29 protein-coding genes and 1 tRNA gene are annotated in these 25,164 nt (G+C 47.7%); 11 read left to right on the top strand and 19 right to left on the bottom strand.

The genetic code is table 11. From position 1 onward, the window contains the following. The first annotated feature begins 150 nt into the window (after positions 1-150). Positions 151-1,908: a bifunctional isocitrate dehydrogenase kinase/phosphatase gene (gene aceK / locus Q0V82_RS05660; RefSeq protein ID WP_297573398.1), complete on the top strand. Its 1,758-nt coding sequence runs from the start codon at positions 151-153 to the stop codon at positions 1,906-1,908. Positions 1,909-2,037: 129 nt separating this feature from the next. Continuing rightward, positions 2,038-3,042 (top strand): succinylglutamate desuccinylase/aspartoacylase family protein, encoded by a 1,005-nt coding sequence (locus Q0V82_RS05655; protein ID WP_297573396.1) that lies wholly within the window; start codon positions 2,038-2,040, stop codon positions 3,040-3,042. A gap of 52 nt (positions 3,043-3,094) precedes the next feature. Here the strand turns inward: Q0V82_RS05655 and Q0V82_RS05650 are convergent, their stop codons facing one another. From Q0V82_RS05650 to Q0V82_RS05640, 3 genes are all read right to left on the bottom strand, one after another. Next, positions 3,095-3,475, bottom strand: a complete 381-nt coding sequence (locus Q0V82_RS05650; protein WP_182076008.1) for a hypothetical protein — start codon at positions 3,473-3,475, stop codon at positions 3,095-3,097. Between the two features lie 264 nt (positions 3,476-3,739). Further along, the gene (locus Q0V82_RS05645) at positions 3,740-4,849 is read right to left on the bottom strand and encodes a GGDEF domain-containing protein (protein ID WP_297573393.1); all 1,110 of its coding nucleotides are present in this window, start codon (positions 4,847-4,849) and stop codon (positions 3,740-3,742) included. Between the two features lie 120 nt (positions 4,850-4,969). Continuing rightward, positions 4,970-5,731, bottom strand: a complete 762-nt coding sequence (locus Q0V82_RS05640; RefSeq protein WP_297573391.1) for a TSUP family transporter — start codon at positions 5,729-5,731, stop codon at positions 4,970-4,972. A gap of 138 nt (positions 5,732-5,869) precedes the next feature. Here Q0V82_RS05640 and Q0V82_RS05635 point away from each other — a divergent pair, with 138 nt between their 5' ends. Together Q0V82_RS05635 and Q0V82_RS05630 are read left to right on the top strand one after the other, a co-directional pair. Then, complete coding sequence (locus Q0V82_RS05635) at positions 5,870-6,940, top strand: patatin-like phospholipase family protein (RefSeq protein WP_297573390.1); 1,071 nt, start codon at positions 5,870-5,872, stop codon at positions 6,938-6,940. Positions 6,941-7,094: 154 nt separating this feature from the next. Then, on the top strand, positions 7,095-8,024 hold the full coding sequence (locus Q0V82_RS05630) for a TraB/GumN family protein (protein WP_297573389.1): 930 nt from the start codon (positions 7,095-7,097) through the stop codon (positions 8,022-8,024). Here the strand turns inward: Q0V82_RS05630 and Q0V82_RS05625 are convergent. After that, positions 8,018-8,968, bottom strand: a complete 951-nt coding sequence (locus tag Q0V82_RS05625; protein ID WP_297573388.1) for a hypothetical protein — start codon at positions 8,966-8,968, stop codon at positions 8,018-8,020. The two genes, Q0V82_RS05630 and Q0V82_RS05625, sit on opposite strands and share 7 nt — an antisense overlap. A gap of 70 nt (positions 8,969-9,038) precedes the next feature. Between Q0V82_RS05625 and Q0V82_RS05620 the strand changes: the two genes are divergently transcribed. Together Q0V82_RS05620 and Q0V82_RS05615 are read left to right on the top strand one after the other, a co-directional pair. Continuing rightward, a complete protein-coding gene (locus Q0V82_RS05620) occupies positions 9,039-9,581 on the top strand; it encodes a DUF924 family protein (protein WP_297573387.1) in 543 nt (180 codons plus the stop codon). A gap of 200 nt (positions 9,582-9,781) precedes the next feature. Next, positions 9,782-10,567: a hypothetical protein gene (locus Q0V82_RS05615; protein WP_297573386.1), complete on the top strand. Its 786-nt coding sequence runs from the start codon at positions 9,782-9,784 to the stop codon at positions 10,565-10,567. 28 nt (positions 10,568-10,595) lie between these two features. Here Q0V82_RS05615 and Q0V82_RS05610 read toward each other — a convergent pair whose 3' ends face one another. Together Q0V82_RS05610 and Q0V82_RS05605 are read right to left on the bottom strand one after the other, a co-directional pair. After that, a complete protein-coding gene (locus tag Q0V82_RS05610; RefSeq protein WP_297573384.1) occupies positions 10,596-10,778 on the bottom strand; it encodes a hypothetical protein in 183 nt (60 codons plus the stop codon). 21 nt (positions 10,779-10,799) lie between these two features. Next, entirely contained in the window at positions 10,800-10,958 is a 159-nt protein-coding gene (locus tag Q0V82_RS05605; RefSeq protein WP_297573382.1) for a nucleotidyltransferase family protein, read from the bottom strand. 349 nt (positions 10,959-11,307) lie between these two features. Here Q0V82_RS05605 and Q0V82_RS05600 point away from each other — a divergent pair, with 349 nt between their 5' ends. Next, positions 11,308-11,931 carry a cell wall hydrolase gene (locus Q0V82_RS05600; protein ID WP_297573380.1) on the top strand — a complete coding sequence of 208 codons (624 nt, stop codon included), beginning with the start codon at positions 11,308-11,310 and terminating at the stop codon, positions 11,929-11,931. Here Q0V82_RS05600 and Q0V82_RS05595 read toward each other — a convergent pair. Then, complete coding sequence (locus Q0V82_RS05595; RefSeq protein WP_297573378.1) at positions 11,928-12,149, bottom strand: cysteine-rich CWC family protein; 222 nt, start codon at positions 12,147-12,149, stop codon at positions 11,928-11,930. The two genes, Q0V82_RS05600 and Q0V82_RS05595, sit on opposite strands and share 4 nt — an antisense overlap. After that, positions 12,149-12,943 (bottom strand): energy transducer TonB, encoded by a 795-nt coding sequence (locus Q0V82_RS05590; RefSeq protein ID WP_297573376.1) that lies wholly within the window; start codon positions 12,941-12,943, stop codon positions 12,149-12,151. Before Q0V82_RS05590 ends, Q0V82_RS05595 begins: the two co-directional genes overlap by 1 nt. A gap of 519 nt (positions 12,944-13,462) precedes the next feature. On the opposite strand from Q0V82_RS05590, the gene Q0V82_RS05585 reads away from it, so the two are divergent. After that, positions 13,463-13,539 (top strand) — tRNA-Gln (locus Q0V82_RS05585). Positions 13,540-13,671: 132 nt separating this feature from the next. Here Q0V82_RS05585 and Q0V82_RS05580 read toward each other — a convergent pair. Both Q0V82_RS05580 and Q0V82_RS05575 read right to left on the bottom strand, forming a co-directional pair. Continuing rightward, on the bottom strand, positions 13,672-14,178 hold the full coding sequence (locus tag Q0V82_RS05580; protein WP_297573374.1) for a hypothetical protein: 507 nt from the start codon (positions 14,176-14,178) through the stop codon (positions 13,672-13,674). A gap of 102 nt (positions 14,179-14,280) precedes the next feature. Continuing rightward, positions 14,281-14,805 carry a nuclear transport factor 2 family protein gene (locus Q0V82_RS05575; protein ID WP_297573372.1) on the bottom strand — a complete coding sequence of 175 codons (525 nt, stop codon included), beginning with the start codon at positions 14,803-14,805 and terminating at the stop codon, positions 14,281-14,283. 245 nt (positions 14,806-15,050) lie between these two features. Between Q0V82_RS05575 and Q0V82_RS05570 the strand changes: the two genes are divergently transcribed. Further along, positions 15,051-15,329 (top strand): peptidylprolyl isomerase, encoded by a 279-nt coding sequence (locus Q0V82_RS05570; RefSeq protein WP_297573370.1) that lies wholly within the window; start codon positions 15,051-15,053, stop codon positions 15,327-15,329. Between the two features lie 77 nt (positions 15,330-15,406). On the opposite strand, the gene Q0V82_RS05565 is transcribed toward Q0V82_RS05570, so the two are convergent. The 8 genes from Q0V82_RS05565 to Q0V82_RS05530 form a co-directional block, all read right to left on the bottom strand. Continuing rightward, positions 15,407-15,991: an OmpA family protein gene (locus Q0V82_RS05565; protein ID WP_297573368.1), complete on the bottom strand. Its 585-nt coding sequence runs from the start codon at positions 15,989-15,991 to the stop codon at positions 15,407-15,409. A gap of 565 nt (positions 15,992-16,556) precedes the next feature. Further along, on the bottom strand, positions 16,557-17,510 hold the full coding sequence (locus Q0V82_RS05560) for a YcjF family protein (RefSeq protein WP_297573366.1): 954 nt from the start codon (positions 17,508-17,510) through the stop codon (positions 16,557-16,559). 74 nt (positions 17,511-17,584) lie between these two features. Beyond that, positions 17,585-18,265: a methyltransferase gene (locus Q0V82_RS05555; protein ID WP_297573364.1), complete on the bottom strand. Its 681-nt coding sequence runs from the start codon at positions 18,263-18,265 to the stop codon at positions 17,585-17,587. Positions 18,266-18,423: 158 nt separating this feature from the next. Further along, positions 18,424-19,173 (bottom strand): ABC transporter substrate-binding protein, encoded by a 750-nt coding sequence (locus tag Q0V82_RS05550; protein WP_297573362.1) that lies wholly within the window; start codon positions 19,171-19,173, stop codon positions 18,424-18,426. Positions 19,174-19,413: 240 nt separating this feature from the next. Beyond that, on the bottom strand, positions 19,414-19,716 hold the full coding sequence (locus Q0V82_RS05545; RefSeq protein ID WP_297573360.1) for a P-II family nitrogen regulator: 303 nt from the start codon (positions 19,714-19,716) through the stop codon (positions 19,414-19,416). Positions 19,717-19,724: 8 nt separating this feature from the next. Beyond that, entirely contained in the window at positions 19,725-20,663 is a 939-nt protein-coding gene (locus Q0V82_RS05540) for a sodium-dependent bicarbonate transport family permease (RefSeq protein ID WP_297573358.1), read from the bottom strand. Between the two features lie 312 nt (positions 20,664-20,975). Then, the gene (locus tag Q0V82_RS05535; RefSeq protein WP_297573356.1) at positions 20,976-21,644 is read right to left on the bottom strand and encodes an FxDxF family PEP-CTERM protein; all 669 of its coding nucleotides are present in this window, start codon (positions 21,642-21,644) and stop codon (positions 20,976-20,978) included. 464 nt (positions 21,645-22,108) lie between these two features. Continuing rightward, a complete protein-coding gene (locus tag Q0V82_RS05530; RefSeq protein WP_297573354.1) occupies positions 22,109-22,882 on the bottom strand; it encodes a hypothetical protein in 774 nt (257 codons plus the stop codon). 129 nt (positions 22,883-23,011) lie between these two features. Here Q0V82_RS05530 and Q0V82_RS05525 point away from each other — a divergent pair, with 129 nt between their 5' ends. Next, positions 23,012-24,166 carry an alanine--glyoxylate aminotransferase family protein gene (locus Q0V82_RS05525; protein WP_297573352.1) on the top strand — a complete coding sequence of 385 codons (1,155 nt, stop codon included), beginning with the start codon at positions 23,012-23,014 and terminating at the stop codon, positions 24,164-24,166. A 290-nt stretch (positions 24,167-24,456) separates the two neighbouring features. Continuing rightward, positions 24,457-24,822: a hypothetical protein gene (locus tag Q0V82_RS05520; RefSeq protein ID WP_297573349.1), complete on the top strand. Its 366-nt coding sequence runs from the start codon at positions 24,457-24,459 to the stop codon at positions 24,820-24,822. A gap of 102 nt (positions 24,823-24,924) precedes the next feature. Here the strand turns inward: Q0V82_RS05520 and Q0V82_RS05515 are convergent, their stop codons facing one another. Beyond that, positions 24,925-25,161, bottom strand: a complete 237-nt coding sequence (locus Q0V82_RS05515; RefSeq protein ID WP_297573348.1) for a DUF2061 domain-containing protein — start codon at positions 25,159-25,161, stop codon at positions 24,925-24,927. Positions 25,162-25,164 lie beyond the last annotated feature (3 nt).

The following is a 25,164-nucleotide window of genomic DNA, read 5'->3' as shown; positions in this document are numbered from 1 at the left end:
TCCCCATACCAGAAAGCCCGATTCGAAAGAGTCGGGCTTTTTGCTGTCCGTGAGACTTATATGCAACGTATATGTCTAACTTAGCACTTTGTTGCGTCGCAATAATTCAAATTGGCTAGAATGAATTAATTACTTCATTTTGGATTCATTATGAATGCTGCGGTATCTCCTTTATCGACCCATGATATTTTACGTGCAGCGGCAATTGCTCAGGCTTTGCTTGATGGTTTTAATCATCATTATGCTTTGTTTCGTGAAGCTAGCTGTATGGCTAAATTTAATTTTGAAGCCGGTGATGTTATCGCACAAAGAAATAGTGTGCGAAATCGGATTACTTTTTATGATGCGCGTGTATTGGAAAGCGTATCACGCTTGAAGCAAGAATTTGCAGCAGAAACTTTATCTGATTTGATGTGGTCTGCGGTGAAGCAGCAATATATTGCTTTGTTACTTAATCATCAACAGATTGAGCTTGCGGAAACATTTTTTAATTCGGTGTGTTGTCGAATTTTGCACCGAACTTATTTCCATAATGATTTTATTTTTTATCGCCCAGCTGTTTCTACTGAGTATATTGAAGAGTCAGAGGCGACCTATCGTAGTTATTATGTGAATGATTTAGGATTAGTAGCTACGTTCAAACAGATACTATTGGATTTTTCTTGGAATTTATCCTTTGTTGATTTGGATCGCGATATAATGCGGATCTTATCGACATTACGTCATCATTTAGCGAAGAAGCTATCGCCTGAGTTTAATTCGCATATTGAAGTTTTGGCATCGCCTTTTTATCGAAGCAAAGCCGCCTACATTATTGGTAAGGCAACGCATGGTGAGTTAGAAATTCCATTTGCGATTCCCTTATATCGAAATCAAAATAATCAACTTTACGTGGATGCCGCCTTATTTGAAATGGTGCATATTCGCCAATTATTTTCATTATCCCGGGCTTATTTTTTGGTCGATATGGAAGTGCCATCGGCCTACGTGCAGTTTTTGCATGATTTAATTCCGGGCAAATCGCGTGCTGAGTTGTACACCATGCTGGGATTGGGTAAACAAGGTAAAACGATGTTTTATCGTGAATTAATTCATCATTTACGCCATTCCTCTGATCCGTTTGTTAGTGCGCCAGGAACAAAAGGCATGGTGATGATTGTCTTTACCTTACCGTCCTTTCCTTTTGTATTTAAAATTATTAAAGACGTATTTGCGCCACCAAAAGAAGTTGATCGAGCCACTGTACGAATGAAATATCTATTGGTTAAGCAGCATGATCGTGTCGGGCGTATGGCTGATTCCTTAGAGTTTTCTGATGTCGCTTTGCCACGTTCACGTTTTGATCCTGCGCTGTTGGCTGAAATGCAGCAATTGGCGCCATCGATTGTGGAAGAAGATGGTGATTCGGTTGTGTTTCGGCATATGTATATTGAGTGTCGAATGAAGCCACTTAATTTATATATTGAGCACCGCAAAGATCAAGAGGTGGAGGCGGTGATTCGTGATTATGGCAATGCCTTGCGTGAATTGGCTATTGCCAATATTTTCCCGGGGGATATGTTATTTAAGAATTTCGGTGTAACTCGTGCAGGGCGGGTGGTGTTTTATGATTACGATGAAATCGAATATATGACCGATTGTGATTTTCGGCGGATTCCACCACCCCCAGCGCCAGAGTTTGAAATGAGTGCTGAAACTTGGTTTAGTGGCAATAAAAATGAGGTGTATCCAGAGGAGTTTGGTGGTTTCTTATTGGCTCGATCGGATGTAAAGCAGGCATTTAATAAATACCATGCTGATTTATTAACTCAAAAATTTTGGCAAGATACCAAAATGCGAATTAAAAACGGCATTGTGGAGGATTTTTTCCCTTATCCGCAAGCATTACGTTTTTCGCAGAATGAATAAAATCAACTTGGTATTTGAGCCTCTTCTTTGAAGAGGCTTTTTTTATTTAAATTTTTAGCTTCGATGATATACAGCAACATTGATTCGGCTGATAATTCGGGCACGATTTGTTTTTGTTTTGAGGTTTATATGACGAGTGCTGCGGATTTATTACCTTATCAACGCCTTCATTTGAAGTCGTTTACTTATTCTGCTTTGGATGCTGGTCCAAGCTTAATCGTACTTGGGGCGGTGCATGGTAATGAAGATTGCGGTACTAAAGCCATCGCCCGCGTGATGGCTGAGCTCGATTCTGGTGCTTTGCATTTGCAGCGCGGTCGAATTACCTTTGTGCCGATTACCAATCCGCTGGCATTTGAACAGCAGCAGCGCAATGGCGACCGAAATCTGAATCGTAATTTGCGGATGACTGATCAGCCATTGGATTTTGAAGATCGGATTGCCAATGCGCTCTGTCCGTTATTGGCAGATCATGATGTCTTGCTCGATTTGCATTCGACGAACAATCCCGGCGAAGCATTTATCATGCTTGGCCCTGAAAACAATGACGGTGATTTGCAGCCGTTTGCTTTAGCAAAATCAGAAGAAGCGTTGGCGACTCGCTTAGGGCCGCATCGGATTGTGGAAGGTTGGCTGTGTACTTATGCTGAAGGAGTGAAGCAGCGATTGGCGTATACACCGCAGTGTGAGCGCTCACATTTGCTCAATACTGATCCAAGTTATGGCGTGGGAACCACCGAATACATGCGTGCCCATGGCGGTTATTCGCTGACTTTGGAGTGTGGTCAACATGCGGACGTGAGCTCGCCTGAAGTGGCTTATCAGGGGATCCGCAATACCATTGCCTGCTTGCAATTAGCCGATGTGCCTGCTGCGCCGGTGCAAACGGAAATTGAATTTTTAAAGATTAGCCGTGTGATTGATCGACATCATGCGGGGGATGTTTTTGTGAAAACTTGGGCAAGTTTTGATCCGGTTCAGGCCGGTGAAGTGATTGGTTTGCGCCATGACGGTCAGCAGGAACTCGCGCCGTGCGATGGTTTTGTATTGTTTCCAAACCCGAGTGCGGTGCCGGGTAATGAATGGTTTTATTTTGCCCAGTCAAGTGAGCGTCAACTCAACGCTTTGAATTAATAACTTGGGTATAGCCTGCTAGGCCATGGTGTATATTGCCTAGCGGGATATACTATGGATGAATTAGCGGGCTCACCATTTTTGGCTTGGCGGCTAAAATCGCTTCATGTACGGCGTCATCTTGTAAACCATGCCAAAACACATGGGCAGCAACGGCGTGGCTATGATCATTGATTTGTTGCCATGCGCGAACGGCATCACTGGCAAATTCAAATAGAATAATTGATTTATGCGCCTCAATGGCCTGTGCCTCAATATTCATCCCAATATCACTTAAATAATCGAGCAAAGCATTGCGCGACTTCGTGGTGCGTTCATCGGTAGTATCGTAAGTTAAAAAAATCACTGCTTGCGCCATATCGGTGGTGGCTAAGCGAATAAAATCCACTCGCGATAAAATATTGACTTTGCCTTTGGTTTGAATCGCTTGCATGATGCGCTCCTGATCAATTTAGCCCTTGTCTGCGGTGTGCGGGGCTGAGTTTGTCGCTGGTTTTACAATCAAAGCACTCAAATTATTCTTGAGTTAATTTGTGGATAACTTACTAATTAAGTGCTTAGTTTCTCGGTTTAACGCCGTGTATTTATTGTTTTATGCTTGGTATTTGTCTGTAAGTCTTGTTTTTGTTGGTGTATATGAATATACCTAACAGTTGCTATTTTTTATCTGCTTGTGTGTAAAATTGTGGATAAGCTGTTATTTTGTTGTTGGCTCATTGCTGAGGCTCTGGGCAAGTTGTTTGGATTCTTTATAAATATTTTTCATGACGTACATTTGTTGATCGGCTTGTTCGATCAGCTCAATGGCGGAAATATAATGCTCTGGTCCGGTTGCGGCGCAGCCTATGCTGAGTGAAACGCAGTCTTCTGATTGATACATTTCTTCAAATAATCGACGTAAATAAACCGCCTCGGCTTCAACTTTATTGCAACGACTCATTAAGATACAAAACTCATCCCCACCATAGCGAAAACAGTAATCATCGCTACGCGAAATTTGCTTAATTGATCTAGCGACATAACGTAAGACTTCATCGCCTTTGGTGTGGCCATGCACATCGTTAATTAGTTTGAAGTCATTGACGTCGATGTAAACCACCGCCACCGACTCCGCGCGTCGCTCAGCGGCGCGTAGCATGCGGGTCAGGGTTTCATGTAAATCACGCACATTGAGCAGGCCAGTTAATGGATCGGTGCGGATCATTTCTTCGAGTTGCTGGGTGCGTTCTCGTACTTTGTCTTCGAGCGATCGAGCGTATTCTTCAGATTTATTTTTTGAGCTTTCTATTTCAGCAACCAAGCTGCGGATATAGGTTTCAAACACCAAGGTGATGTCAAACATAAATAGCTTTTCAAGCGCTAAAGCAATTTTATTGCGCTCGGCTTCATGTTCAATTGGCGCGGTAAAAATAAGCTCCAGCAAGAGTTGCTTGAGGGTGTAGATGCCTGAAAGATAGAGCTTGGGTTCAACGCCGATACGTTTATGTACCAGACCAATGCGTAAACGATTATTGACGTAATCTAAGTTATAAACGCCACTAAATAAATCAAGGATGTATTTCCTTTGCGCATTGCGCAAGCGATCTAGCGTATCGAGATCACCAATCAGCAGCGCTATTTCTGGGATGTTGGTTTGTAAATCATAAAATCGACTAACGAGATGATCGAGATTGGCAATGACACTCTCTTTAAAGTTCAGTAATAAGTGGATGTCTTCGCTGCTAAGGGTAACCAATTCTTTGCGGTGACTGATATCAAACTCAGTGATCCTCATTTGTTCGAGTAAAGTTTGATCGGTTTGCCGCATGATTGAGTCCCAAGCAGATCTGATTAATGCTTGAGTATAGACACTGGTTAAAAAAATCGCTTTCGAATAAATGTCGATTAAATTTTAGTATTTGAAAGCAATGCCTTGGATTTTTAATCGTTAGTGGTACTGTTGCCAGATTAATTTGGCCAGTAAGCTGACAGCCAGAATTAAAAATAAACGCCGTATCCACGCATTGCCACCGCGAAACGCCAAATAGCTGCCCACTTGTGCGCCAGCAATATTGGCGACGGCCATCGGGATGGCATAGCTAAATAGCACTAGTTTGGCGGGAATAAAGAACAATAAAGCGGCGATATTGGTCGCTAAATTAACGATTTTGGCGCTGGCGCTGGCGCGTAAAAAATCGAAATGGAAAAAGCGCACAAATAAAAACATCAAAAATGAGCCGGTGCCCGGGCCAAACAAACCATCGTAAAAACCAATCGCTGCGCCCATCACCATCCCTAAGACTAAGTCGCGACGGGTTAATATTCGGCCGGCATCTTCCTCACCAAAGTTTGGTTTTCGCCAGGTATAAACCAGCATCACGGCCAGCAAAACAATCACCAGCGGCCGAATAATATCGGCCGGTAAATAATGGGTGATTCGAGCGCCGGCTAAGGAGCCAATAAAAGCGGTCGCTGCCGCAGGCAGAATCACTTTCCAGGGTATACGTATACGGCGAACATAACTAAAAGCGGCCGAAGCAGTACCCCATACGGCAGTAAATTTATTGCTACCAAGTAAGGCCGCAGGCAGTTCTTTGGGTAGGGCGGTGAGTAAGCTGGGTAATAAAATCAGACCGCCGCCGCCAACCGCCGCATCGATTAAGCCAGCAATAAAAGCCATTGGGACGAGTAAGAAAAGTGCGGTTTCCATCGATGGTTCCTGTCATTTATGTCAGCATCATCCCAGATTTAACTTGCTTTGCCCATCGCGATGATCATGTAGAAAACAATGGTTGCTGTAAATTTTGGCAAAAGGTATAAGTCAGTATCAACCCTTTGGAGATTCAGCATGGCAAAAACGGCACTGATTATTAGCGGCGGCGCACCGAATGCAACGCTGGTGGCCGGCGCTTTAGAGGCTTTTCATGAGCTTGGCTTGCAGTTTGATGTGATCTCCACTGCAGGCGCAGGCGCTTTGCTGGGTTTGATGTATTTAGCGCCTAAAAATGCGGATCCAGTCAAAACATTACGTGGCTTACAAGAAATGGGGATTGCCGATTTTTTATACCGCGCTTTTCCAGTCAATTTTAAAGTCTTTAATAAGCCCGGCAATATGGCCGATGGTTACCGGCAAATGACTGCGCCTTTGCAAGCCATGTTGGCGCAATGGCAGCCGCAAGATCCTTTGTCGCAAACGCTCAAAGACGTCACCCAGCTGGGCATCGCGAGTGGGTGTCCAAGTGAGGTGAATACGCGCTCTTTAGGCTTGTGTGCGCATGCGCCTTTTGTTGACGACGTGATTGATTTTGCGCGCTTGCAACAGCCAGGGACGGATATTTGGGTGAATGCATATAACCTAAGCCAGCATGAAATGGCCAATTGGCCACGGCAAAAGATTGGCGTTAAGCAATTACAGGCGGCGTTATCGTTTCCTTTGTTGTATGCGCCGACCGAGATTGACGGCGACTTTTATATGGAAGGCGCGGCGATTGATTGTTTGAACTTTAAAGATTTGCGTAAAAATTATCCCGAGCTGGAAGAAATCGTGATTTTTGATCTGCTCGGCGCCGAAAAACTATTGCGTAAACCCAAAGATTTATACGACGCCTGGGTGATGTCCATCATCACCCCTTTGGTTGAGATCGCTCGCGATGACGTTAAAATTTTTGAAGCCCTACACGGCGAAGGGATTACTTTGCACAAAGTGCCCTTGCTCGAAGCCGTGCCCAATGAAGCGTTACCGGATGTGTTTGATTGGTCGCGTAGTAATTTAACGCGGTTGTATCAACTGGGTTATCACACCGCCAAAGCTTACGCTCAACAACACTTAACGCATTTGTATATAAGTCATCAAGGCGATCAATCGGCTGGTACTGATTGCCATGAGCGGCAGTTGGCACGATCAACGCAATCGTCCTAATACGGGACGGTGGCGATTAAAAGTTCGGCATGGTAGCGAACGATGGCTGGTAAAAAATATTGGGTATATTCATACTGGCCATTTTGTATAAAGCACGCAGCTTAATACCCCTTACTATTGATAAATCATCTCGGTAGTTTTTAAAGGAAGAAAGATGCGGATTGGACGTTGGCTGGGATTGATCGGTTTATTGTTCTTGAGTGCTTGCTTGCACGCTGAATGTTTACCAGCGCCAGCACCGCTGAGTGTGAGTGAGCAGCAAGCGCTACAAGCGGCGGCGAAAGATCAGGGATTTTTGTGGAAAATCAGCAAAAATGGTCGTCATTCTTGGCTGTATGGCACGATTCACATTAATCACGTCATGGGTTTATTTCCTGGCCCCAAAGTGCTGCAAGCGCTGCAAAGCAGTACGATTTTGGCGCTAGAGCTCAATCCAAATGATGCCAAAACACAGGCCGAGCTGGCGCAATTGGCGCAAGCGGGCGCCGGCCAAGTGCCGCCGCAATTGCAATCACGACTAGCAGCGCAATTAGCTGCGGTGTGTTTACCTGCCCGCTTGGAGCAGGCGATTCATCCGACCTTATTATTTGCCAGCATGAGTGTACTGGGGTTGAGAGCGCAGGGTTTAGAGGCTGAGTATGGTAGCGAGCAAATGTTGCTGGGTTTGGCGAAAACTGGGAAACAGCGCGTTGTCGCGCTGGAAACACCAACGATTCAGATGAATGCTTTGCTGGGTCCTGAGCTCAATGTCAGTAGCGAAGATTATGAATTTGCCTTGCAGCAATTAGAAGGCAAGGCCGATCAAGCGCTGGCGCTGAAGATTGTTAAAGCCTGGGAGCAGTCTGATTTTTCGACGCTCACCCAGTATGCCGAATGGTGTGATTGCTTAAATACACCGGCGCAAGAGGCGAGTATGCGGCGTTTAATGGCTGGACGTAATCCAGCCTTGGCCGATGGGATTGCTCAATGGCATCGGCAAGGGGCCAGCGTTTTTGCTGCGGTGGGCAGTTTGCATATGGTGGGTCGCAAAGGACTCTTGTTTTTACTGGCGCAGCGCGGATTTAAAATTGAGCGAATTCATTGAGCTTTTCTTTGAAATACCCAAACCCCAGCGCCAAGTTCGGGTGGCAGCACCGATTGGCTTAAATCACGGCGTTCTTGCCAGTCAAAGGCCGATTGCGCCTGATATTCGTCCCAATTACCGGTAATAAAGCGCGAACGGCTGCCGATCACAATATAGGTTTGCACTTCGCGCTGGCGAAAAATCTGTTTTTCAAAAGTATTGCCCGCCGGAGGCCAGCAGCATAAAACCACTGGGTTTGGAAAGCGTTTGAGCGCCGCAATGGCATCCAGTTGTAATACGTCGGCCGGATAGTCGACGACTTGTCGCCAGCTAAAGTCATCGCAAGCGGTGATATCGACGTTTTGTTGGCGTAAAAATCGACTTAAAGTGCCATCACCGGCGGCGATTTCAAGGCAGGGTTGCTGGCCAATCAGCTGGGCTAAACCGGCGATCAGCTCTTGGCTGTAAAAACAATAAATCCCGCGCTTAGCGACCAGAGGCATTAATAAATGCTTTTGACTAATCAGCGGCCAAGTCCATTTAAAGCGCTTCATCGACACCGGTTTGCGAACTAAATCGCGCTCAAATAATAAGCGCTGGGCAATTAAGCCATTCCATAAATTAAACCGAACCTTGCCTTGGCTCACGCCCGTGGCCACTGAAAAAGCATATTGGCGCAAAGCCAGCTCGATTAAACGTTGCCGTTCTTGTTGACTGATGAGCTCGGCAAAAGCCCGGCCGTGTCGCTCGCCGGATAAAAAATGCGCGTGGTAATCGATTCGGGTGCTCGATTGACGAATGAGCGCTTTGATTTCTGCGGCATCTTGTCGGGCAAAAACGCCTTCCAATTCACCACGAACTGCCTGCCACTGCGCGGGGCAGGCGGTGCAGAGTTGGCTAAAGCTCGGATTTTGCTGCAAAAAATGCCAGCGTTGTTCTGGGCTGATTGGCGTTTTTATAGACATAGTTTGGTGACGATAGCGCCAGCTGTTGTGGCTAAGATGGACATATTGTTGCACTCATAAGGTGAGAGAGATGAATCAAGCGCAAGCGGTGTTGGATTTTTGGTTTAATGAGATTGATCCGGCGTTATGGTGGGCGAAAAACGTCGAGTTTGATCGCTTGATCGAACAGCGGTTTTTGGCTTTGCATACTGCGGCCAAACGCGGCGAGCTGTTTGCTTGGCGCGATAGCGCTGCGGGGCACTTGGCGGAAATCATCGTGTTGGATCAGTTTTCGCGAAATATCTATCGCGACCAGCCCGAAGCATTTGCCCAAGATCCGCAGGCTTTGGCCTTGGCGCAAACCGCGATTGCGGCCGGGGCTGCGGCGCAATTGACGCCGATTCAAACTAGTTTTTTGTACCTGCCTTTGATGCACAGTGAATCGCTACTGATTCACCAACAGGCGCTGACTTTATTTACCGCGCTGGGCTTGCCCAATTCATTGGCATTTGAAATCCAACATCAACAAATTATTCAGCGCTTTGGTCGCTATCCGCATCGCAATGCGATTTTAGGCCGGGTATCGAGCGCAGCGGAGTTGGATTTTTTGCAGCAAGCCGGATCGGCGTTTTAAGTGACTGAATGGCCTGAAGTTTTTGCTTTTTACGTCGATATCTAGGGGCAGTAGCGCGATTCTCGCGGCGAATTAAGGCGTCGTAAGTGCTGGCGTGAAATGACTACGCTGCGCGCCTTACCTCAGGCCAAAATCCGCACCAACGCGGCTGGCAAACCAAGCGTCAACAGACCCTCGGCATCCATTTGGAGTGCAATACCATGAATTCACTGAGCGCATTTAATTCTGCAATTGCGGCTGGCAATACTTTGAGTCGTGGTCTGAATACGCCGCCAAGTGCGTCGTCATCAGTCGCCGCGCCAGCGAGCAAGGGCAGTGCGTTGCAGCAGCGAGTGGATGATTTAAGTTCGGCCACCCTGCAAATGGCGGATGATTTGATTGGGCAATTTGCGAAGCAGCTATTTGGTGATCAAGCGCAGGGGATGAAGATTGAGTTTGATACGCTGAGTTTGAGTGCCGAATCGAGCTTTAGCGCGATGCAGCAATCGACGCAAAGTGCGGGGCAAAGTCGTCAAGTCAGTGCTTTTCTGCTGAGTGATGCGAGTCATTTTAATGGCAAAGGGACGCTGACGACGGCCGATGGCCGGCGCTTTGAAATTGAAGTGGATATTCGTTATGAAGCAAAAGTGGAAGGCATGGGTATCAGTCAGCAATCATTGCTAAATAATACCCAGCAAGATATACCTGCAGATTCCCAGTATGAAAACCTAGCAAAATCGCCAGCAGCAGTCGCCGCAGATACCTCTGATTTGTCGCGTCCGAGTATCAATTCGTATTTTGCCGGTACAGCAGCTGATTTATTGCAGCGACTGACGAGTGAGCCGGTATTTCAGCCGTTTTCACTCTTGCAACAGGCCGATCCAGCGCAACGGCAACTGCTGGGGGATTGGTCGCTGCAAGTATTGAATCTTGCCGGTGGTCCGCGATATCTGGATTTAAGCCCGCACTTTGCTCGGGATAAAATGGCTTTTGAGGCACAGGCTTAGTGCCTGCTGACGTTGGTTTTGCCTGCCGCTATTCAGTCCACCAAGATAAATTCGGCCATGGCTGTTGCCATGCCTTGGTATGGGCGTGGCCTTGGGCGACGTTAGGCGGCAATCCAGAACGCGGATGGTGTGCCAGACAGAGCGACCATGCATCGACGCGTCCCGCATCGACGCTACTGCTGTAAGCTGGAACGCCATATTTAAGCTGCATTCTGGCTTGCTTGCGAACCTGCTAATGAGCGCCATTTAATTTTTCCCGCAATTGATTTTCGAGTTCTTCATCGATCATTCGATCGGTATTTTCGGCATCAAACCACATGACATCGACATCCATGAAGGGGGTCGGGTTGGGATAATGATGCGCGATATCCCAGATTAAATTTCGAATCAATCCCGCCTAATCATCGCCGACGGCAGTGCCAAATCGGCGACTGCGGCCGAGCAATCCATGCCAAATGAGTCCGCTTGCAGGCGGAGAATGCTACTGCGGTATCGGTTTGACATTGGCGATTTAGGGCGGGCGATACGCCGCAATTGATGCTGACTTTGAGTATAAAAATACACAGAGCAGGGGTGTTTTCCTCGCTTTTAGCGGGGGGGGTGTAACTATGTCACTGAAAATAATCAGTTTTCTCCTTAAGATGCGCAGAATTATTTTAGAACAAATGCATAACACTCGGTTTGAAGGGTGTCGCGTTTTACCCAGTTTTGATGGATGAATGCGAGCAAAAGGAGAGTGAGTGGGGATAGCAGTTCAACTGACAAAAATTTTAGTGGCGTGCAGTTTGGTCGCTGGCTGTGCATTGAATGAATCGGTGCCAAGCCCGTCGACAGCAACTCAACAGATTGCCAGTGAAGTCGCCAATAAAGTCACCAGCGATTCGTCGGCCTCTGCTGCGGTCACCGCATCCGCAGCTTTAACTGCATCTGACGTTAAAGCGTGTAAGGATAATGGCTATGTGTTTAGCCAAAAAGATATTGATGCACTGATTTTGAATGCGTTTAATGAGGCGCGTGGCGAATCCAATGCCGGTATTTTGGCGGTGTTGGGCGTGACGATGGCGCGAGTGGACTCGGCGTGTTATCCCGATACCGTGCACGGCGTGGTGTATCAACGCAAACAGTTTTCGTGGACTTGGCAGCGTGGCACGCCACGCACTTTAGCGGCAGCCAAAGCGATTGAGCCCAAAACCTATGCCAAGGTCAAAACCTTGGTCGAAAACTATATCGCGCAGGGCGCGAAGCCCAATGGGTCTTTGTTTTATCACACCAAAGACGTTAGCCCAAGCTGGTCGCGATCGGCATCGATTGAGCGAACCAAGGTGACAGGCTCGCATATTTTTTATGATCATCGACGCTGTTAAGCGAGTGGGTCGTTCTCTGGCGCTTGAAGCATGCCGTGCGTGCGAACGATATCGCTAAGGCATTGCGGACAATAGCAATCACCTTTGCTCGGTAGCGGTAGACCGTGTGGCAGGTCCATACACCAGCAGCCGCCTTGACGGCCACCGCTACCGCAGCGAAAGAGTTGGCCACATTGCTGGCAGTGTAGCTCTCGAATTTTAAGCTCGGTTGGCGACATTATTGTTTCCAGCGCACGTGGCGTTCATCGACAAATTCATAATAGCGTAGCAACATAATCTGCCGATTGGCGTCGAGCAGTTCAACGGGCACTGGGCCAAACGGCGCGGCAAGTCGGATGATTTGCAAGGCATCTTGATCCAGCTTGAGGTTGCCCGATGCTTGTGTGAGGCTGAGCGCAGCAATGCTGCCGTCGGCATTGAGGATGACGCGAAATTGCATTAAGCCAAATAGAGCTCGGCCATTGTCATCTCGCGGGAAGTTTTGCTGGCCGATGCGCTCTACCTTTTGCCTAATTTGTCGCTCCCAAATCCCAAAAATGGCTTTGTTTTTTTCTGAGCTTTGGCTGCGAATCGCGCCGTCTTCGGCTTGCGGTGCTTCGAGGTGCTTAATATCGGCATAGTGAGTGAGTAATGGCTTACCTTGCCGGCTGGTACCGAGTGCGGTATCTAGCCCAGTGATTTCAACTTCTTTATTATTGCTCGGAATTACCGGCGTTTTGACCATGCTGGCGGCGACGACTTTTTTGGGTGCCGGCTTGGCCCGATACAGCGGTTTTTCGGCGGTTGTTGTTTTGGTCATCACAGGCGGGCTGGGTTCGGGCGGCGTTACTTTGGGTGTTTGCCGTTGCTGCAGTGTCATCTCGATGGCGCCACCGCTGGCGGGTTTGGCCTTTTGGGTTTCTGTGGCCGGAATCAGTAATACCAGCAGGTGTAATACAATCGCCAAGATAAGCGCCTGCAGCAGCCAGCGTTGGCGCGTTTGAGCAGGGGGGGCTAAATCATGATGCGACATGCAAAAAATCCGAGTGGGAAAGCGGCTTCATTCTATCGTGAAGTTTGGATAGGTGGGCGATGTTGAATAAATTGTTGAGTGCTAGGGTCTGTTGACGTTTGGTTTCCCGCCGCGCTGGATCGATTTTCGCGGCGAATCAAGGCGTAGTAAGCGATGCATAGCATTCTATGTGAGCTTGCTACAACACACAGTCGCCGCGAAAAGCGCCCAGCCGGATTTTATATATAACAACTCGGTTTGGCGGCGGCTTTTTTAAAATAAAGTCAGCCTGATGCTGCGTTACAAAGCGCTGGCGTAGAATGACTACGCTGCGCGCTTCGTGCCTTGCCTCAGGCCAAAATCCGCGCAAACGCGGTTGGCAAACCAAATGTCAACAGACCCTAAGGTACTGATTTTTATCAGAGTGGGAAAAAAAACTAAAATAATTTAAAAAAAGGCTTACGGTTTTAAAAAATATAGGGTATTATCCGCCCCCTAACTTGATGAATGTGATTCACACAGTCAACAAGGCTAGTCGCTAGGGGAGTCGCCAAGTTGGTTAAGGCACTGGATTTTGATTCCAGCATGCGAAGGTTCGAATCCTTCTTCCCCTGCCAAGAATTGTATAAAAAAGAGTCGCGATGCGGCTCTTTTTTATTGCCTATTACTTTGACGTATTTGTTGCTAGCGCTTTATTCATAATGGCTGGCTGTTAATACTCCTTGTGTCCGCTTTGTTTGTTGCTGGCTTTAGTGCGCCAATACAGACTTGATTTCTCGCTCACCTAAATCAGCGGCACCACGATAACCTGAACGGCGCAGTGCAACAGCCCATTGCTCGACAATGGGCGCAAAATCTTCCGCACGGCGAACGGTGCTTAATAATTCAGCCAAACGATTTTCCCAATTTTGTCCGAGATATTCTTGCGTCACTTGTAGAATCACTTGGCGTGCGGCTTCGATTTGGCGCTGCTGCTTGAGGTCTTGCACTAAATCAGGCGTGAGCGTGCTGGGGCCGGTGAATGTGCGCTGATTGAGGGTGTGCTCCGCAGTGGCTGAGCCGATTAATCCGAGGTTTTGCAGCTTTAAGAGCGTATTGACTATATCGACCTGCGGCATCATGTCGATTAAAGCATGCTGAGGTCGGCAGCCATCAATCAAGAGTAAGATCTGCCGCTCTTTTTGGCTGATTAAACCGCTGCGCTGGGTGATCTCATGTTGACCGATTTGAGTTTTTGAATAAATTATATTTTCCATGATGACACTCGGCGGCAATGACACAGAGTTTATATATAAGCTCAAACTGATGTAGTCAGTAAAAACTAACTACATGCTGTTGCATAAAATAAACAGCCTGACTTATGAGTGCTGAGTCGGTCGATGAATGATATCGCGCAGTGCTTCTTCTGCTTGTACTAATAGCGGGGCCTGTTGTTTGCGGCGCTCTATATCCAATAAAGGTACTTGCTGCTGGCGACGTTCTGGATCATAAAAATGAATTTTGTGGGCGGCCGCGCCGTTTTCAAATTGAATCACCCCGGCGATTTTCCACGTTTGCTCGATACGCTTGAGGTGATAGCTGGTTTGATATTCCCATGGACTGCCATCATTGCGAATGACGCGCCAACGCAGCTGGGCACTGGCCAAGTCATGGCTGATTTGCATGATGCTGAGCACGGTATAGGTGGCGTCGTGAAAGCCTTGTGCCGCGTACCAAGTAAATAAAGCTTGCGTGGTATCGCGTAGCGCATTCATTTCGGGCCAGTCGGTGCGTTCTTCGTTGATCAGCGTAAAAAAAGGCATGGCAAACAGATTGCATACGCCATCGACATCGAGCTTGGTATAGACCGATGCAAAGTCGTCAAAAAATTCTTCTAGATCCATGTAGCGCCTTTCCTCAAACTAACATCAAAATTATGTTGTCATAAATTATAAATGATACGTAATAAGGTATGGGTTTTTACTTATAGGTTGATGTATTTTTGCTGCAGATTTTCCTGCTTGGAAATGGCAATACTGCTGATCGATTGAATCGGGTGGTAGCGCTTGAAATTATGCTTTTCATCGCCATCTATTCAAATAATTAGGTATATTATTTTTTTATAGCCAAGTCTTTGTAGGAGTTGTTCATGGTTCAAGCTACTGCCAGCCATTTATTGGTAAAAACTGAAGCCCAGTGCGAAGCACTGAAACAAGAAATCTTAGCTGGTGCTGATTTTGCTGCCGTTGCTAAAGCTAATTCAAGCTGCCCGTCATCGGCACAAGGTGGTGCTTTGGGTTCGTTTGGCCCTGGCATGATGGTGCCTGAGTTTGATAAAGTCGTTTTCAGTGCGCCATTAAATGAAGTGCAAGGCCCAGTAAAAACGCAATTTGGTTATCACTTATTGGTAGTGACGAGCCGCGACTAAGTCTCACTCGCGAATAAAAAAACACCGCCCATGTTAAATGGCGGTGTTTTTTTTGTACTCAATGACGGCGGCAATGATTATTGCTGAGCGGGCTCGGCAACAAAAATTTCAACTCGGCGGTTTTGTGCACGGCCAGCTGCGGTGCTATTGCTGGCAACTGGGTTGCTTGAGCCCATGCCATCAATGGTCATACGTTGACTGGCCACGCCTTGGCTGGCGAGGTAGTTACGCGTTGCTGCGGCACGATTGACTGATAATGGATTATTGATCGCATCGCTACCGGTATTGTCGGTGTAGCCCACAATGCGCACTTGTGTTGATTGGTTTTGATTTAATGTTTGCGCCAAGCGATTGAGAATCGGCTGCATACTTGGTTTAATGGTTGAGCTACCGACGGCAAATGAGAAATCTGCCGGGATTTCGAGTTTCAATTCATTGTTGGGGGTTTTGCTGACTTCAATGCCAGTGCCTTGCGCCGCTTGTTCCATGGCGAGGCGTTGTTTTTCCATATTTGATGACCATAGGTAAGCACCTAAGGCGCCCGCAGCGGCACCAATTGCCGCATCGCGGCCAGTGTGGCTGCCTTTAGATGCTTTGCTAATCCCTGCGCCAAGGGCGGCGCCACCGAGGGCACCAAGCACTGAACTTTCTGTTTTTGACATGTTTGAGCAGCCAGTTGCGACTAAACTGAAAGCAACTAATGCAGGTAAAAGAGCACGTTTCATGGTGTATTCCTTTCATAAAAATTGATAAGGGCAATCAAAACACTATCTATGCCATTAAGCTATAGAAAAATACCCAAATTCAGGTGATTTTCATCACATTATCCGTAGTCCATTGCGTTTTTGGCGGCGGATGAACCATCATAAGCAAAAATTTCACACTGTTATTGTCTTCAGCCCAATGGTCGATTTGAGGGGGAGAAACGTTCAAATTCGACGTGTTCATTCCGCCGAGGCATTGGCTAGGCGGTGATTGTTCTGAATATATAAAGGATATTGATTGATGAGTATGGTGCGGCTTGCGCTGGCATTGAACGCCGATCGCAAGAGATTGAAGCGTACTTTTGATGATGATTCAGCTGGGTGTGGTTTTGACTTGTTAAGCGCAGCGATCTGATCGATTAGAGATTGCTCAGCCTCGTTTTAGTTCACACTAGAAGCACTGCGGTATTAAAGGGTATTGCAATGCAGCCTTTTGTAAAAAAAGGCTGCGATGATATACCCTTTATTTACCTTTCACTAAGGCCATGATTTCTGTGGCATTGAGCGTACTGGCTCGCTGCTGAATTTCTGGCAGGTATTTTGTTTGCAGATCTTTTGCAGGCGCCAGTGTTTCGGTAAAGCTTTGCTGGAGTAAAGCGGCACTCATTTGGCGACCACCGGCGTAATAGCGTTTGGCGACTTGCCCTAAGGCGTAGGTGCTGGCAAAAGAAAAAGCCATTCCGGTTGCTGCGCCACCTAAAGTCTTGCCCCATTTACCGCCAACCTTACCGAACAAACCACCGACCAGTTTACGGCCAAATTGTTCGAGATATTGCGAAGTTAAACCGACACCAACGGTGGATAAAAATTCGCGGATATGCCCTTGATCTAATTCGTAGCCATAGCGTTGGCCAATGTTGTAAACCATTTTGATTTGCAATGGAATAATCGCTACCGAGGCCCAAGTTTGCGGCAGTATTTCCAGCGCACCATTGAGGATGGCTGATTTTAAAATACTGCTATCAATGGCCGCTTGATCCACCGTAGGCCGGGCAGCTGGCTCGCTAGGTTGAGGATTAAATACCGGTACGCTGCTTTGTGCGGCAGCGGCCAAGGTATCTGCTTCTTGCTGAAACAGCGTCGTTGTCGGGTTATTGAGCGCAAGTCGTGTTTTAAGATCGGCTAAAAATTGTTGTTCTGCTGCGCTGGTGCTGCCATCGGCATCGCAGACGCACACCGCCATTTCATAGGCAAACTGGCGCTCGGCTTCGCTGCTGAGTTGGCGGCACACCGAGGCTAAGTCAATGCGTTTGAATAAAACATCTTGATATAAGCGACTTAAATCAATGCCGCTATCTTGGCCTAAAGATTGAGCCAAGCCTCGGATGTGCTCGCGTTCACGTTCATCATTATGGCCATCGGCAAAGGCGGCCAGCAGCGCAATGGTGAGAATGGCTTGTTGTTGTTCGGCTTGCATGGTGTGCCTTCATAAAGTGAAAGTGGTTTTTTACTAGACCCATTCCTGATGGCTTTGTTCCCAATGGCTTATTTTTACTGCGGCTCACAACGTAGATATTGCAGTAGTCGGCCACGATAGGCGCTGCCGTCATGCAGTGCTTGGGTGAGCATGGTTTCGTGCAGGCTAAAGCCCCGGCTGGCCATTTGTTTATGAAAAGCGCTGCGATTGCTGCGATTGGGATCGATGATCAAAACCTCGGCTTTGGTGGCCGCATGTTGATCGATAAATGCCGCTAATACTTCAGGATGACCGCGTTCATACAGTACGTCGCTGCCAATAATCAGATCAAACTCGCCTAAATCATGATTGCTACGCCCCCAGTTGCCGGTGCAATATTTTAATTTGGGTAGGGTGTTGAGTTGTAAATTGGCATTTAGAAATTGCTCGGTTAAGGGGTGGCAATCGCTGGCGGTAATATCGCCCATTCGGCGATGGATCACCATACTCGCTAGTGCCAAACCGCAGCCAATCTCGAGTACACGGCGATCGGCTAAATCGTAGCTTTGCATTAAATCGGCGAGCTTTTGTGATGAAGGCCAAATTTGACCAAATAAAGGCCAGCAGGCTTCAGAAATCCCTGCTGCCTGAGCTTCGCCCAGAGGATCATAAAATTGTTGTCGATCGAGTAAGGCACGAATATGAAGGTCGGCCCCGCCAGCGACAGCGACGGGGAGTTGTTTGACTTGATAGCCAAACGGGACAGCATGGAGCATGACAGCCTTGGGCATGTGCAGCACTGAATGCTAGTCGAACCGACGAGGCGCAGAGCGCTGTGTAAGGCGAGGAGTAAACGGCGGGGCAGAGGTGCAGATGGTGAGTAGTTCTCCATACTAACACCCCCTGCGACCTGGCGGCGCGCACTGACGTGGTGTTAGCGCTGCTGGGCGGAACTTAAAATTGAGTTTAATTCTCCGCTTGCTTGCATTTTTGCCAGGCCTCGATTAAATCGTTGCAGCAACATCTCGGCATGGGGTGTTTTTCGACTAATCAATAAATACATGGGTTCTTCATGAATCATGGGTGCGCTGATACTCAATTGTTCAAGCGCTTTGCTACCTAAAGCATGGCGAATGAGATACATGCCGACCATTTCTTCGCAAGGAAAACCATCAACGCGCTTGGCGAGTAGTTTGGCAAAATTTTGTGTATCGCTATTGCCAATGTCGCTGAGCACTTGTTGCTGGAGTAATAATTGGCTTAATGCTGCGCCGTAATAGTAGCCATGGGTGATGCCCAGTCGACGACCTTTTAAATCATCGAGCTGTGACCAATCAATGGGTCGATCACGATTAAAAAACAGCACGACCTTGCTGCGATAAACTGCTTGGCTATATAAAAAATCTTGTCGTCGTTCAGCACTGTCAATCCATAGCAAACTGCCTTGCACATTGCCGCGACGCGCTTCATCGAGCGATCTTTTCCATGGGTAAAAACGATATTTAACCTGAGTATTTTCCAGCGCAAAAGCACGGCTAACGATTTGGCTGGCGTAGCCATACTGCGGCAGATTTGCACCGAGTAATGGTGGCCATTCGCCGCTGGCCAGCTCGATCTCTTGGGGTACGGCAAAACAGCGGCTAGCAAAAAAGAGCACAAGATAAAAAATTAAATTTCTAGGCATAGAGATAAAAAGCAAGCAGGTTGGCGTTGTGTTGGTCAGTTTTGAAACAGATTTAAAGTAAAAGTATCATCTGCTTTGCGAAGATTCACGTCAAAATAGCGGCGTTATTGATTAAAAACAGACCAAACGTCAACAGGCCATAGGCTTGAATTAATCATATTGAGCGCGCCGCCGTATCGCTACGGCGGTTTTTTGGCTTTGCCAAAAGCAAAGCCGTGACTGATGACGCTATGGCGGAACTTAAAATTTTTCGCCGCGCAGTACACGAACTTCACTAAGCCATTGCACCAAAGCGAAGTGCGCGCCAAATTGATGATGCACGGCTTGGGCTAATTGCTCGGCTTGGTAAGTTTCGATAATGAGCTCTATTTGAATATTTTCATTGGCATCAAAATTACCATGTTTTTCACCATGCTCACCATTGCCGCGTGCGGCAACAATTGTCCAGCCACGAATTGATTTGGCTTCAAATAGGGCAATTAAATCATTTTCAAGGACCGCTTCGGCGACGATGGTCAGTAGTGTTCGAGTATGGAAAGTCATTGCAGTCCTTAAGCGGCATAGCCAGCAAATTGATGATAGAGCGGTACGCCCACCAGGATATTAAACGGGAACGTCACGCCCAGTGCGGCACCCAGCGATAATGCCGGATTGGCTTGGGGTAAAGCCATGCGCATTGCCGCTGGTGCTGCAATATACGAAGCGGAGGCTGCCAAAATCGCCATCAAGGTTAAGCCGCCCAATGAGAGCCCCATTAACAAGCCAAAACCAATGCCGACCCAGCTGAGCAGTAGCGGTAACACAATCCCGATACTAAGGACCAGCAAACCTTGCTGGCGTAAAATCCCCATTTTGCCGGCAACCACTAAGCCCATTTCGAGTAAAAATAGCGTTAATACCGGTTTGAATAAATCGATATACAACAAATCAAGCGGCTTAATGCCCTCTGGTCCAGCTAGCGCGCCGATGAGTAAACCGCCCATCAGTAGCACCATGCTTTTGCCAAGAAAGACTTCATGCAATAGTTTGCGCCAGCCATGACCCGATTGGGCGGCATTGGGGCCGAGTCGCGCGAGTACGACGCCAATCATTAGCGCCGGCATTTCGAGCAATACTAAAAATAAAGTGGTTTGGGGTTCAAAGCTAATTTGTTTTTGCGCCAGAAAAGCCACGCCAACGGCATAAGTGACGACCGACACCGAGCCATAATGCGCCACCATACTGGCGGCATCGACTTGGCTGAGTTTGGTGCGCAGCAGTGGATAAATCAGCAGTGGAATCAGCGCCCCCATCGCGATGACCAGCGCTGCTTGTGGCAATAGCGTCAAAATCGGTTGTTTGGCGAGAATTAAGCCGCCCTTAATGCCGATGGCCAGCAATAAAAAAACCGAGAGTGTTTCATAGAGAGCACTAGGCAGTTTTAAATCTGATTTTGCCAAGCCAGCCGCTAAGCCAAGCAAGAAGAACAGCACAACGGGATCGATTTGCATGTAGGAATGTTTCTTATTTATTGGCAATATTTACGAATTTACTACATTTTAAGAAAATAAAAAACATATAAAAACAAAGGATATTGTCGCTATTCAACCGTATAAAAATACGTAGTTAATATTAGGATATAGGCATGTTTTAGATGGGATGAATTTCAATTCATTTACACCTTACTTTGTGGGTATTGATGCGATTGATCGCTGCAAAATGCAATACAAAATGCCGCTCATTATTGCAATGAGCGGCATAAAATTTAATTCAGTGTGGATGGTGAGATTAAAAGTGAAGCAATGAAGGTGGATTTATGCAAATTAGTGCGATTGAAGTAACTTCCGGCGGCGGGCCGCGAGTAAGCCGACTAAGCCGATACCCATCAAAGCATAGGTTTCTGGTTCTGGAACCGGTGCCACGCTGACATTATCCAGATAAGTGCCGTAGCTATCGGAAGTGCCGGTGGCTTTAAAGACTAAATAACTATAACCCGTACCGCTACCGACCACGTTTTGACTGAAGGTTTGCCAAGTATTGCTAGCCACGGCGTTGGGGTGTAAATCGGCAATCATATTGCTCATTGTTGCTGCTGCGAGAATACTGGCGGATGTTGCGCCAGCGCCGAGCGAATTAACCCAAAAAGCTTGTAAGCCATTGGTGGCGACGGTGGTGTTGGGGCGAGCAGTAAAATCAAAATTTAAACTGTAATTTTGACCGGCTGCAGTGCCGATCGATTGGGCCATTGCACTATTAGTATGGCTGTCGAGTTCTACAAATTGGGCTAGATGAGATGCTGGACCAGTGACGTTGCGTTGGATTTCAATCCCTGCGCCCGAGATGCTTTTCCAGACGCCACCGATACCCACGCTGGAAAAGACGCTCCAAGTTCCATTCGCAACGACAGTTTCTTCAAAACTAGCATCTTGTACTAAATTGGCCTGCGCTAGAGCAGGGGCAGATAAAACTAAAGCAATCAGGATATTACGCATGGGAAGCTCCGGTGCAGGTCAATGAAGTTGGTAATATTACCGATCACTTGTCAGTGTTCAAGGCCGATGGTCACTCATGGCGGGTGAGCTCTGAATTTCGTGTGATGTCGTGCTGACAATGCAATTCACCAAGCTTTCTTTGTTGTTTTGTGGTGATGAGCGACTTATCGCGGCGCACGGGTGTTGCTGATTTGTTTTTCGGTCGTAATAATGCTTACGACATACTTTGGATTTGAAAGACGCTTGGCTGCAAATGCCCGCCGTGAGGGAGATTCGAGTCAATGTCAGTTCTGAGTAGGCTCGGGCTTTCTGATTAACGGTAGAGAGTTCATGCCGATATCGCGTTTTTGCTTTCGATTTAAGCCGCGCAGACAAAAGAGCAAGTTTTGAATTATTGCTATGGGTATGACTCGCTAGCCATTTAAGTAAAGTACTTATAGCTATATACCCTTAATAAACAATGGCTAGCGCCAATGCCAAGCGCAAGCCGTGGCGACTGCCAGTAAATAAACCGGCCAGCTCAGTCCAAGCAAAAATAACAGTAATAGGGTTAAGACGGCGCCAACACACCATGCAGGTACATTCTCACTAAACGATGCATTGGGCTTGGGTGAGCGGAAAAAATCGTCGATGCTTTGTGTGGTTGCGCTGGGCTGGGGTGAGTCGGCGGCGTAGCCAATCGCATCGACTTGGCCATTGGCGGCGTTGATTCTGGCTTGGCGTTCGGTTTCAGCCAGTACATATTGTTGACCGCCGGCCTCCATCCATTCGGCCAAAATACTCAATTCGCCGCCATCGAGCCAAACCCCATGCTCGCGGCATTCATCGACAATCACCGCGATGTGCCGACTAAAAGCCCGGCGATTCAGCATTTTATTGCAAGCAGGGCAGGGTTTGTAGCGCACAACCTCAGGTTTGATGCGCTCAATGATGATTTGTCGAATTCGCCCATGATTGATTTCGCGAACTTGCGCTGCCACATGATCGAGCACTATCGGCAGTGCACCGGGGGCAAAATGCAGTCCTTTACAACTCGGGCAATGGCCAACCGTGGTCTGTTGTAGACCCAATTGTAAGAGTTGCAGATCACCGCAGCCGTTGGGGCAATGTAATTCACTGTGCTCAGCGAGTATTTTGAAATCGCGGATGGCCAGTAAATCAACCGCATTGTATAAGCCGCAATAGCTGCAAACGAGTTGGGCTACGGGCAGTGCCGCGCCGCATCCGGTGCAATTCATGGTGTATTCCTGTAAAGCGGTGCTTATTTTTGCCGAACTGTCTTAGATAAGTACGCCCGATGGCAAAGGCGTGACCGCTTGGCGACAGCCAGCCATAATAGGCCATCACTTATTCTAGCGGAGTTTGTTATGCCGATGTCAACACTGCTTAAGCCCAGCATTCAGCCTTTTTTTCCTCCACAACGCACCTTAATGGGGCCGGGGCCTTCTGATGTTTATCCTTCGGTATTGGCGGCACAAGCCAAGCCAACGCTAGGGCATTTAGATCCGATGTTTGTTGGCATGATGGATGAAGTGAAATCGTTGTTGCAGTATGCATTTCAAACGCAAAACGAAATGACTTTGGCCGTTTCTGCGCCGGGTTCCGCTGGGATGGAGGCGTGTTTTGTTAACTTGGTCGAGCCGGGCGAAACAGTCATCGTTTGCCGCAATGGCGTATTTGGTGAGCGGATGCGGCAAAATGTTGAGCGGGTTGGGGCGATTGCGGTTTTGGTTGATAGCGAATGGGGATTGCCGGTCGATCCTAAGGTCGTAGAGGCTGCACTGCAGGCCAATCCTGATGCGAAGTTCTTGGCGTTTGTGCACGCCGAAACATCAACCGGCGCGCGATCAGACGCTAAAGCGCTATGCGCTTTGGCCAAGCAATATAACTGCTTGAGTATTGTGGATGCGGTAACGTCGCTCGGTGGCATTGAATTGCGCGTTGATGAATGGGGAATTGACGCGATTTATTCTGGTAGCCAAAAATGCTTATCGTGTGTGCCGGGATTATCGCCATTATCGTTTTCTGCGGCTGCAGTAGAAAAACTCAAAGCGCGTACAACGCCGGTGCAAAGTTGGTTTCTTGATCAAACCTTGGTGATGGCGTATTGGGGAAACGGTAGCGGGGCCAAGCGCAGCTATCACCATACCGCACCGGTGAATACTTTATATGCCCTGCACGAGTCTTTGCGTTTATTGGCCGAAGAAGGTTTAGAAGCCGCCTGGGCGCGGCACGCCGCCATGCATCTTGAATTGCGCGATGGCTTAGAAAAACTCGGCATTGAATTTGTGGTGCCTGCTGAGGCGCGTTTGCCACAACTGAATGCAGTATATATACCTGCTGGGGTGGATGATGCTGCGGTGCGCAGCCAGTTGCTGCAAGACTATAATTTAGAGATCGGTGCGGGTCTTGGTGTTTTGGCCGGAAAAGCCTGGCGGATTGGTTTGATGGGCTATGCGGCGCGGCGTGAAAACATTGCTTTATTACTACACGCATTGGGCAATGTGTTAGCCAAAAAATAAATCTAAGTTCGCCATCAACAAGGCACTGCAGATGATGTGCTGCGGTGCTTTTTTTATTTGGTTTTAAGGTCGTTGTTTTAGTTAACAAAACGCGGAGAATTGTTGACTCTCTGGCGGTGTTTTTGGCTCGCGGCTCGATGCGGATTCGCTATTGTTGGTGAATGGGAGCGCAAAAGCGTTAAAAATGCGCTTTGCCGCGTAAATCAGCGCATAAAATGCGTGTTGAATTTCCCTATGGCGAGCGTGGACGCGTACCATGTCGAGCAATAAAGCGAATTGAGGTGTAACTGATGAGTACAAAACTATCTAAAGATGAAATGGCGGCGCTGGTTGAAGTCAGCCGTGGTTTGAAAAGCACCCGTTTAAGCCATACGGTTTTTAAAAATGTAAAAGCCCTTACTGGGCAAAAATTAGCCGCCTATGAGCGCAAAACAGGGATTTTAAAAATCACTGATCTGGGTAAACAGACTATTTTTATGACGCTGTGTATCGAGAGTCTGCGCCAACTCAAAATAAATCCAACGCTCAAAATCAACGGTGAAGCACTGGCGTTTTTATTGCGTAAAGGCCATATCGACACGCGTGAAGGTGAAGTTGGTCATTTCATCACCACCAAAGGTGAAGAATCGCTAGCGGATATCGATTCGCAAAAGTAAATTGCTCGGCAAAAGTAAGCTTGGCAACTGAGTCTGCGTTGCTGAAGCCGCCGGAGCGAGCGATACCACTTTGCATCCGGCCAGCCGATAGCATAATGATGATTATGCTGCGGCATGGCCTGAGTCGATTGATGTTGGCTCAGCGCTCTGCGCTGCCGATTGACCGCGGCCCAAGCGGTAAGCATCCCACGCTTTTTCGTGGAAAAAATACGCCACGGTATTGACCATCGGTTCAATCAAAGCCAAAAATCCCGCCATACCCAAACTGCCGGTAATCAAGTACGCCACGCTAAATGCCACGGTAAAGTGCACCATTGCAAAAGTAATTGTCTTAGCCATGAT

The organism is uncultured Deefgea sp. (assembly GCF_947072475.1).
Classification (GTDB): Bacteria; Pseudomonadota; Gammaproteobacteria; order Burkholderiales; family Chitinibacteraceae; genus Deefgea.
The sequence above is the reverse complement of the archived record's forward strand: the minus strand, read 5'-3'. Positions and strand labels throughout refer to the sequence as shown.

Coding starts and splice junctions, on each gene's coding strand:
- aceK (WP_297573398.1), top strand. CDS start 151: ATGAATGCTGCGGTATCTCCTTTATCGACCCATGATATTTTACGTGCA.
- Q0V82_RS05655 (WP_297573396.1), top strand. CDS start 2,038: ATGACGAGTGCTGCGGATTTATTACCTTATCAACGCCTTCATTTGAAG.
- Q0V82_RS05650 (WP_182076008.1), bottom strand. CDS start 3,475: ATGCAAGCGATTCAAACCAAAGGCAAAGTCAATATTTTATCGCGAGTG.
- Q0V82_RS05645 (WP_297573393.1), bottom strand. CDS start 4,849: ATGCGGCAAACCGATCAAACTTTACTCGAACAAATGAGGATCACTGAG.
- Q0V82_RS05640 (WP_297573391.1), bottom strand. CDS start 5,731: ATGGAAACCGCACTTTTCTTACTCGTCCCAATGGCTTTTATTGCTGGC.
- Q0V82_RS05635 (WP_297573390.1), top strand. CDS start 5,870: ATGGCAAAAACGGCACTGATTATTAGCGGCGGCGCACCGAATGCAACG.
- Q0V82_RS05630 (WP_297573389.1), top strand. CDS start 7,095: ATGCGGATTGGACGTTGGCTGGGATTGATCGGTTTATTGTTCTTGAGT.
- Q0V82_RS05625 (WP_297573388.1), bottom strand. CDS start 8,968: ATGTCTATAAAAACGCCAATCAGCCCAGAACAACGCTGGCATTTTTTG.
- Q0V82_RS05620 (WP_297573387.1), top strand. CDS start 9,039: ATGAATCAAGCGCAAGCGGTGTTGGATTTTTGGTTTAATGAGATTGAT.
- Q0V82_RS05615 (WP_297573386.1), top strand. CDS start 9,782: ATGAATTCACTGAGCGCATTTAATTCTGCAATTGCGGCTGGCAATACT.
- Q0V82_RS05610 (WP_297573384.1), bottom strand. CDS start 10,778: ATGCAGCTTAAATATGGCGTTCCAGCTTACAGCAGTAGCGTCGATGCG.
- Q0V82_RS05595 (WP_297573378.1), bottom strand. CDS start 12,149: ATGTCGCCAACCGAGCTTAAAATTCGAGAGCTACACTGCCAGCAATGT.
- Q0V82_RS05590 (WP_297573376.1), bottom strand. CDS start 12,943: ATGTCGCATCATGATTTAGCCCCCCCTGCTCAAACGCGCCAACGCTGG.
- Q0V82_RS05580 (WP_297573374.1), bottom strand. CDS start 14,178: ATGGAAAATATAATTTATTCAAAAACTCAAATCGGTCAACATGAGATC.
- Q0V82_RS05575 (WP_297573372.1), bottom strand. CDS start 14,805: ATGGATCTAGAAGAATTTTTTGACGACTTTGCATCGGTCTATACCAAG.
- Q0V82_RS05570 (WP_297573370.1), top strand. CDS start 15,051: ATGGTTCAAGCTACTGCCAGCCATTTATTGGTAAAAACTGAAGCCCAG.
- Q0V82_RS05565 (WP_297573368.1), bottom strand. CDS start 15,991: ATGTCAAAAACAGAAAGTTCAGTGCTTGGTGCCCTCGGTGGCGCCGCC.
- Q0V82_RS05560 (WP_297573366.1), bottom strand. CDS start 17,510: ATGCAAGCCGAACAACAACAAGCCATTCTCACCATTGCGCTGCTGGCC.
- Q0V82_RS05555 (WP_297573364.1), bottom strand. CDS start 18,265: ATGCTCCATGCTGTCCCGTTTGGCTATCAAGTCAAACAACTCCCCGTC.
- Q0V82_RS05550 (WP_297573362.1), bottom strand. CDS start 19,173: ATGCCTAGAAATTTAATTTTTTATCTTGTGCTCTTTTTTGCTAGCCGC.
- Q0V82_RS05545 (WP_297573360.1), bottom strand. CDS start 19,716: ATGACTTTCCATACTCGAACACTACTGACCATCGTCGCCGAAGCGGTC.
- Q0V82_RS05540 (WP_297573358.1), bottom strand. CDS start 20,663: ATGCAAATCGATCCCGTTGTGCTGTTCTTCTTGCTTGGCTTAGCGGCT.
- Q0V82_RS05535 (WP_297573356.1), bottom strand. CDS start 21,644: ATGCGTAATATCCTGATTGCTTTAGTTTTATCTGCCCCTGCTCTAGCG.
- Q0V82_RS05530 (WP_297573354.1), bottom strand. CDS start 22,882: ATGAATTGCACCGGATGCGGCGCGGCACTGCCCGTAGCCCAACTCGTT.
- Q0V82_RS05525 (WP_297573352.1), top strand. CDS start 23,012: ATGCCGATGTCAACACTGCTTAAGCCCAGCATTCAGCCTTTTTTTCCT.
- Q0V82_RS05520 (WP_297573349.1), top strand. CDS start 24,457: ATGAGTACAAAACTATCTAAAGATGAAATGGCGGCGCTGGTTGAAGTC.
- Q0V82_RS05515 (WP_297573348.1), bottom strand. CDS start 25,161: ATGGCTAAGACAATTACTTTTGCAATGGTGCACTTTACCGTGGCATTT.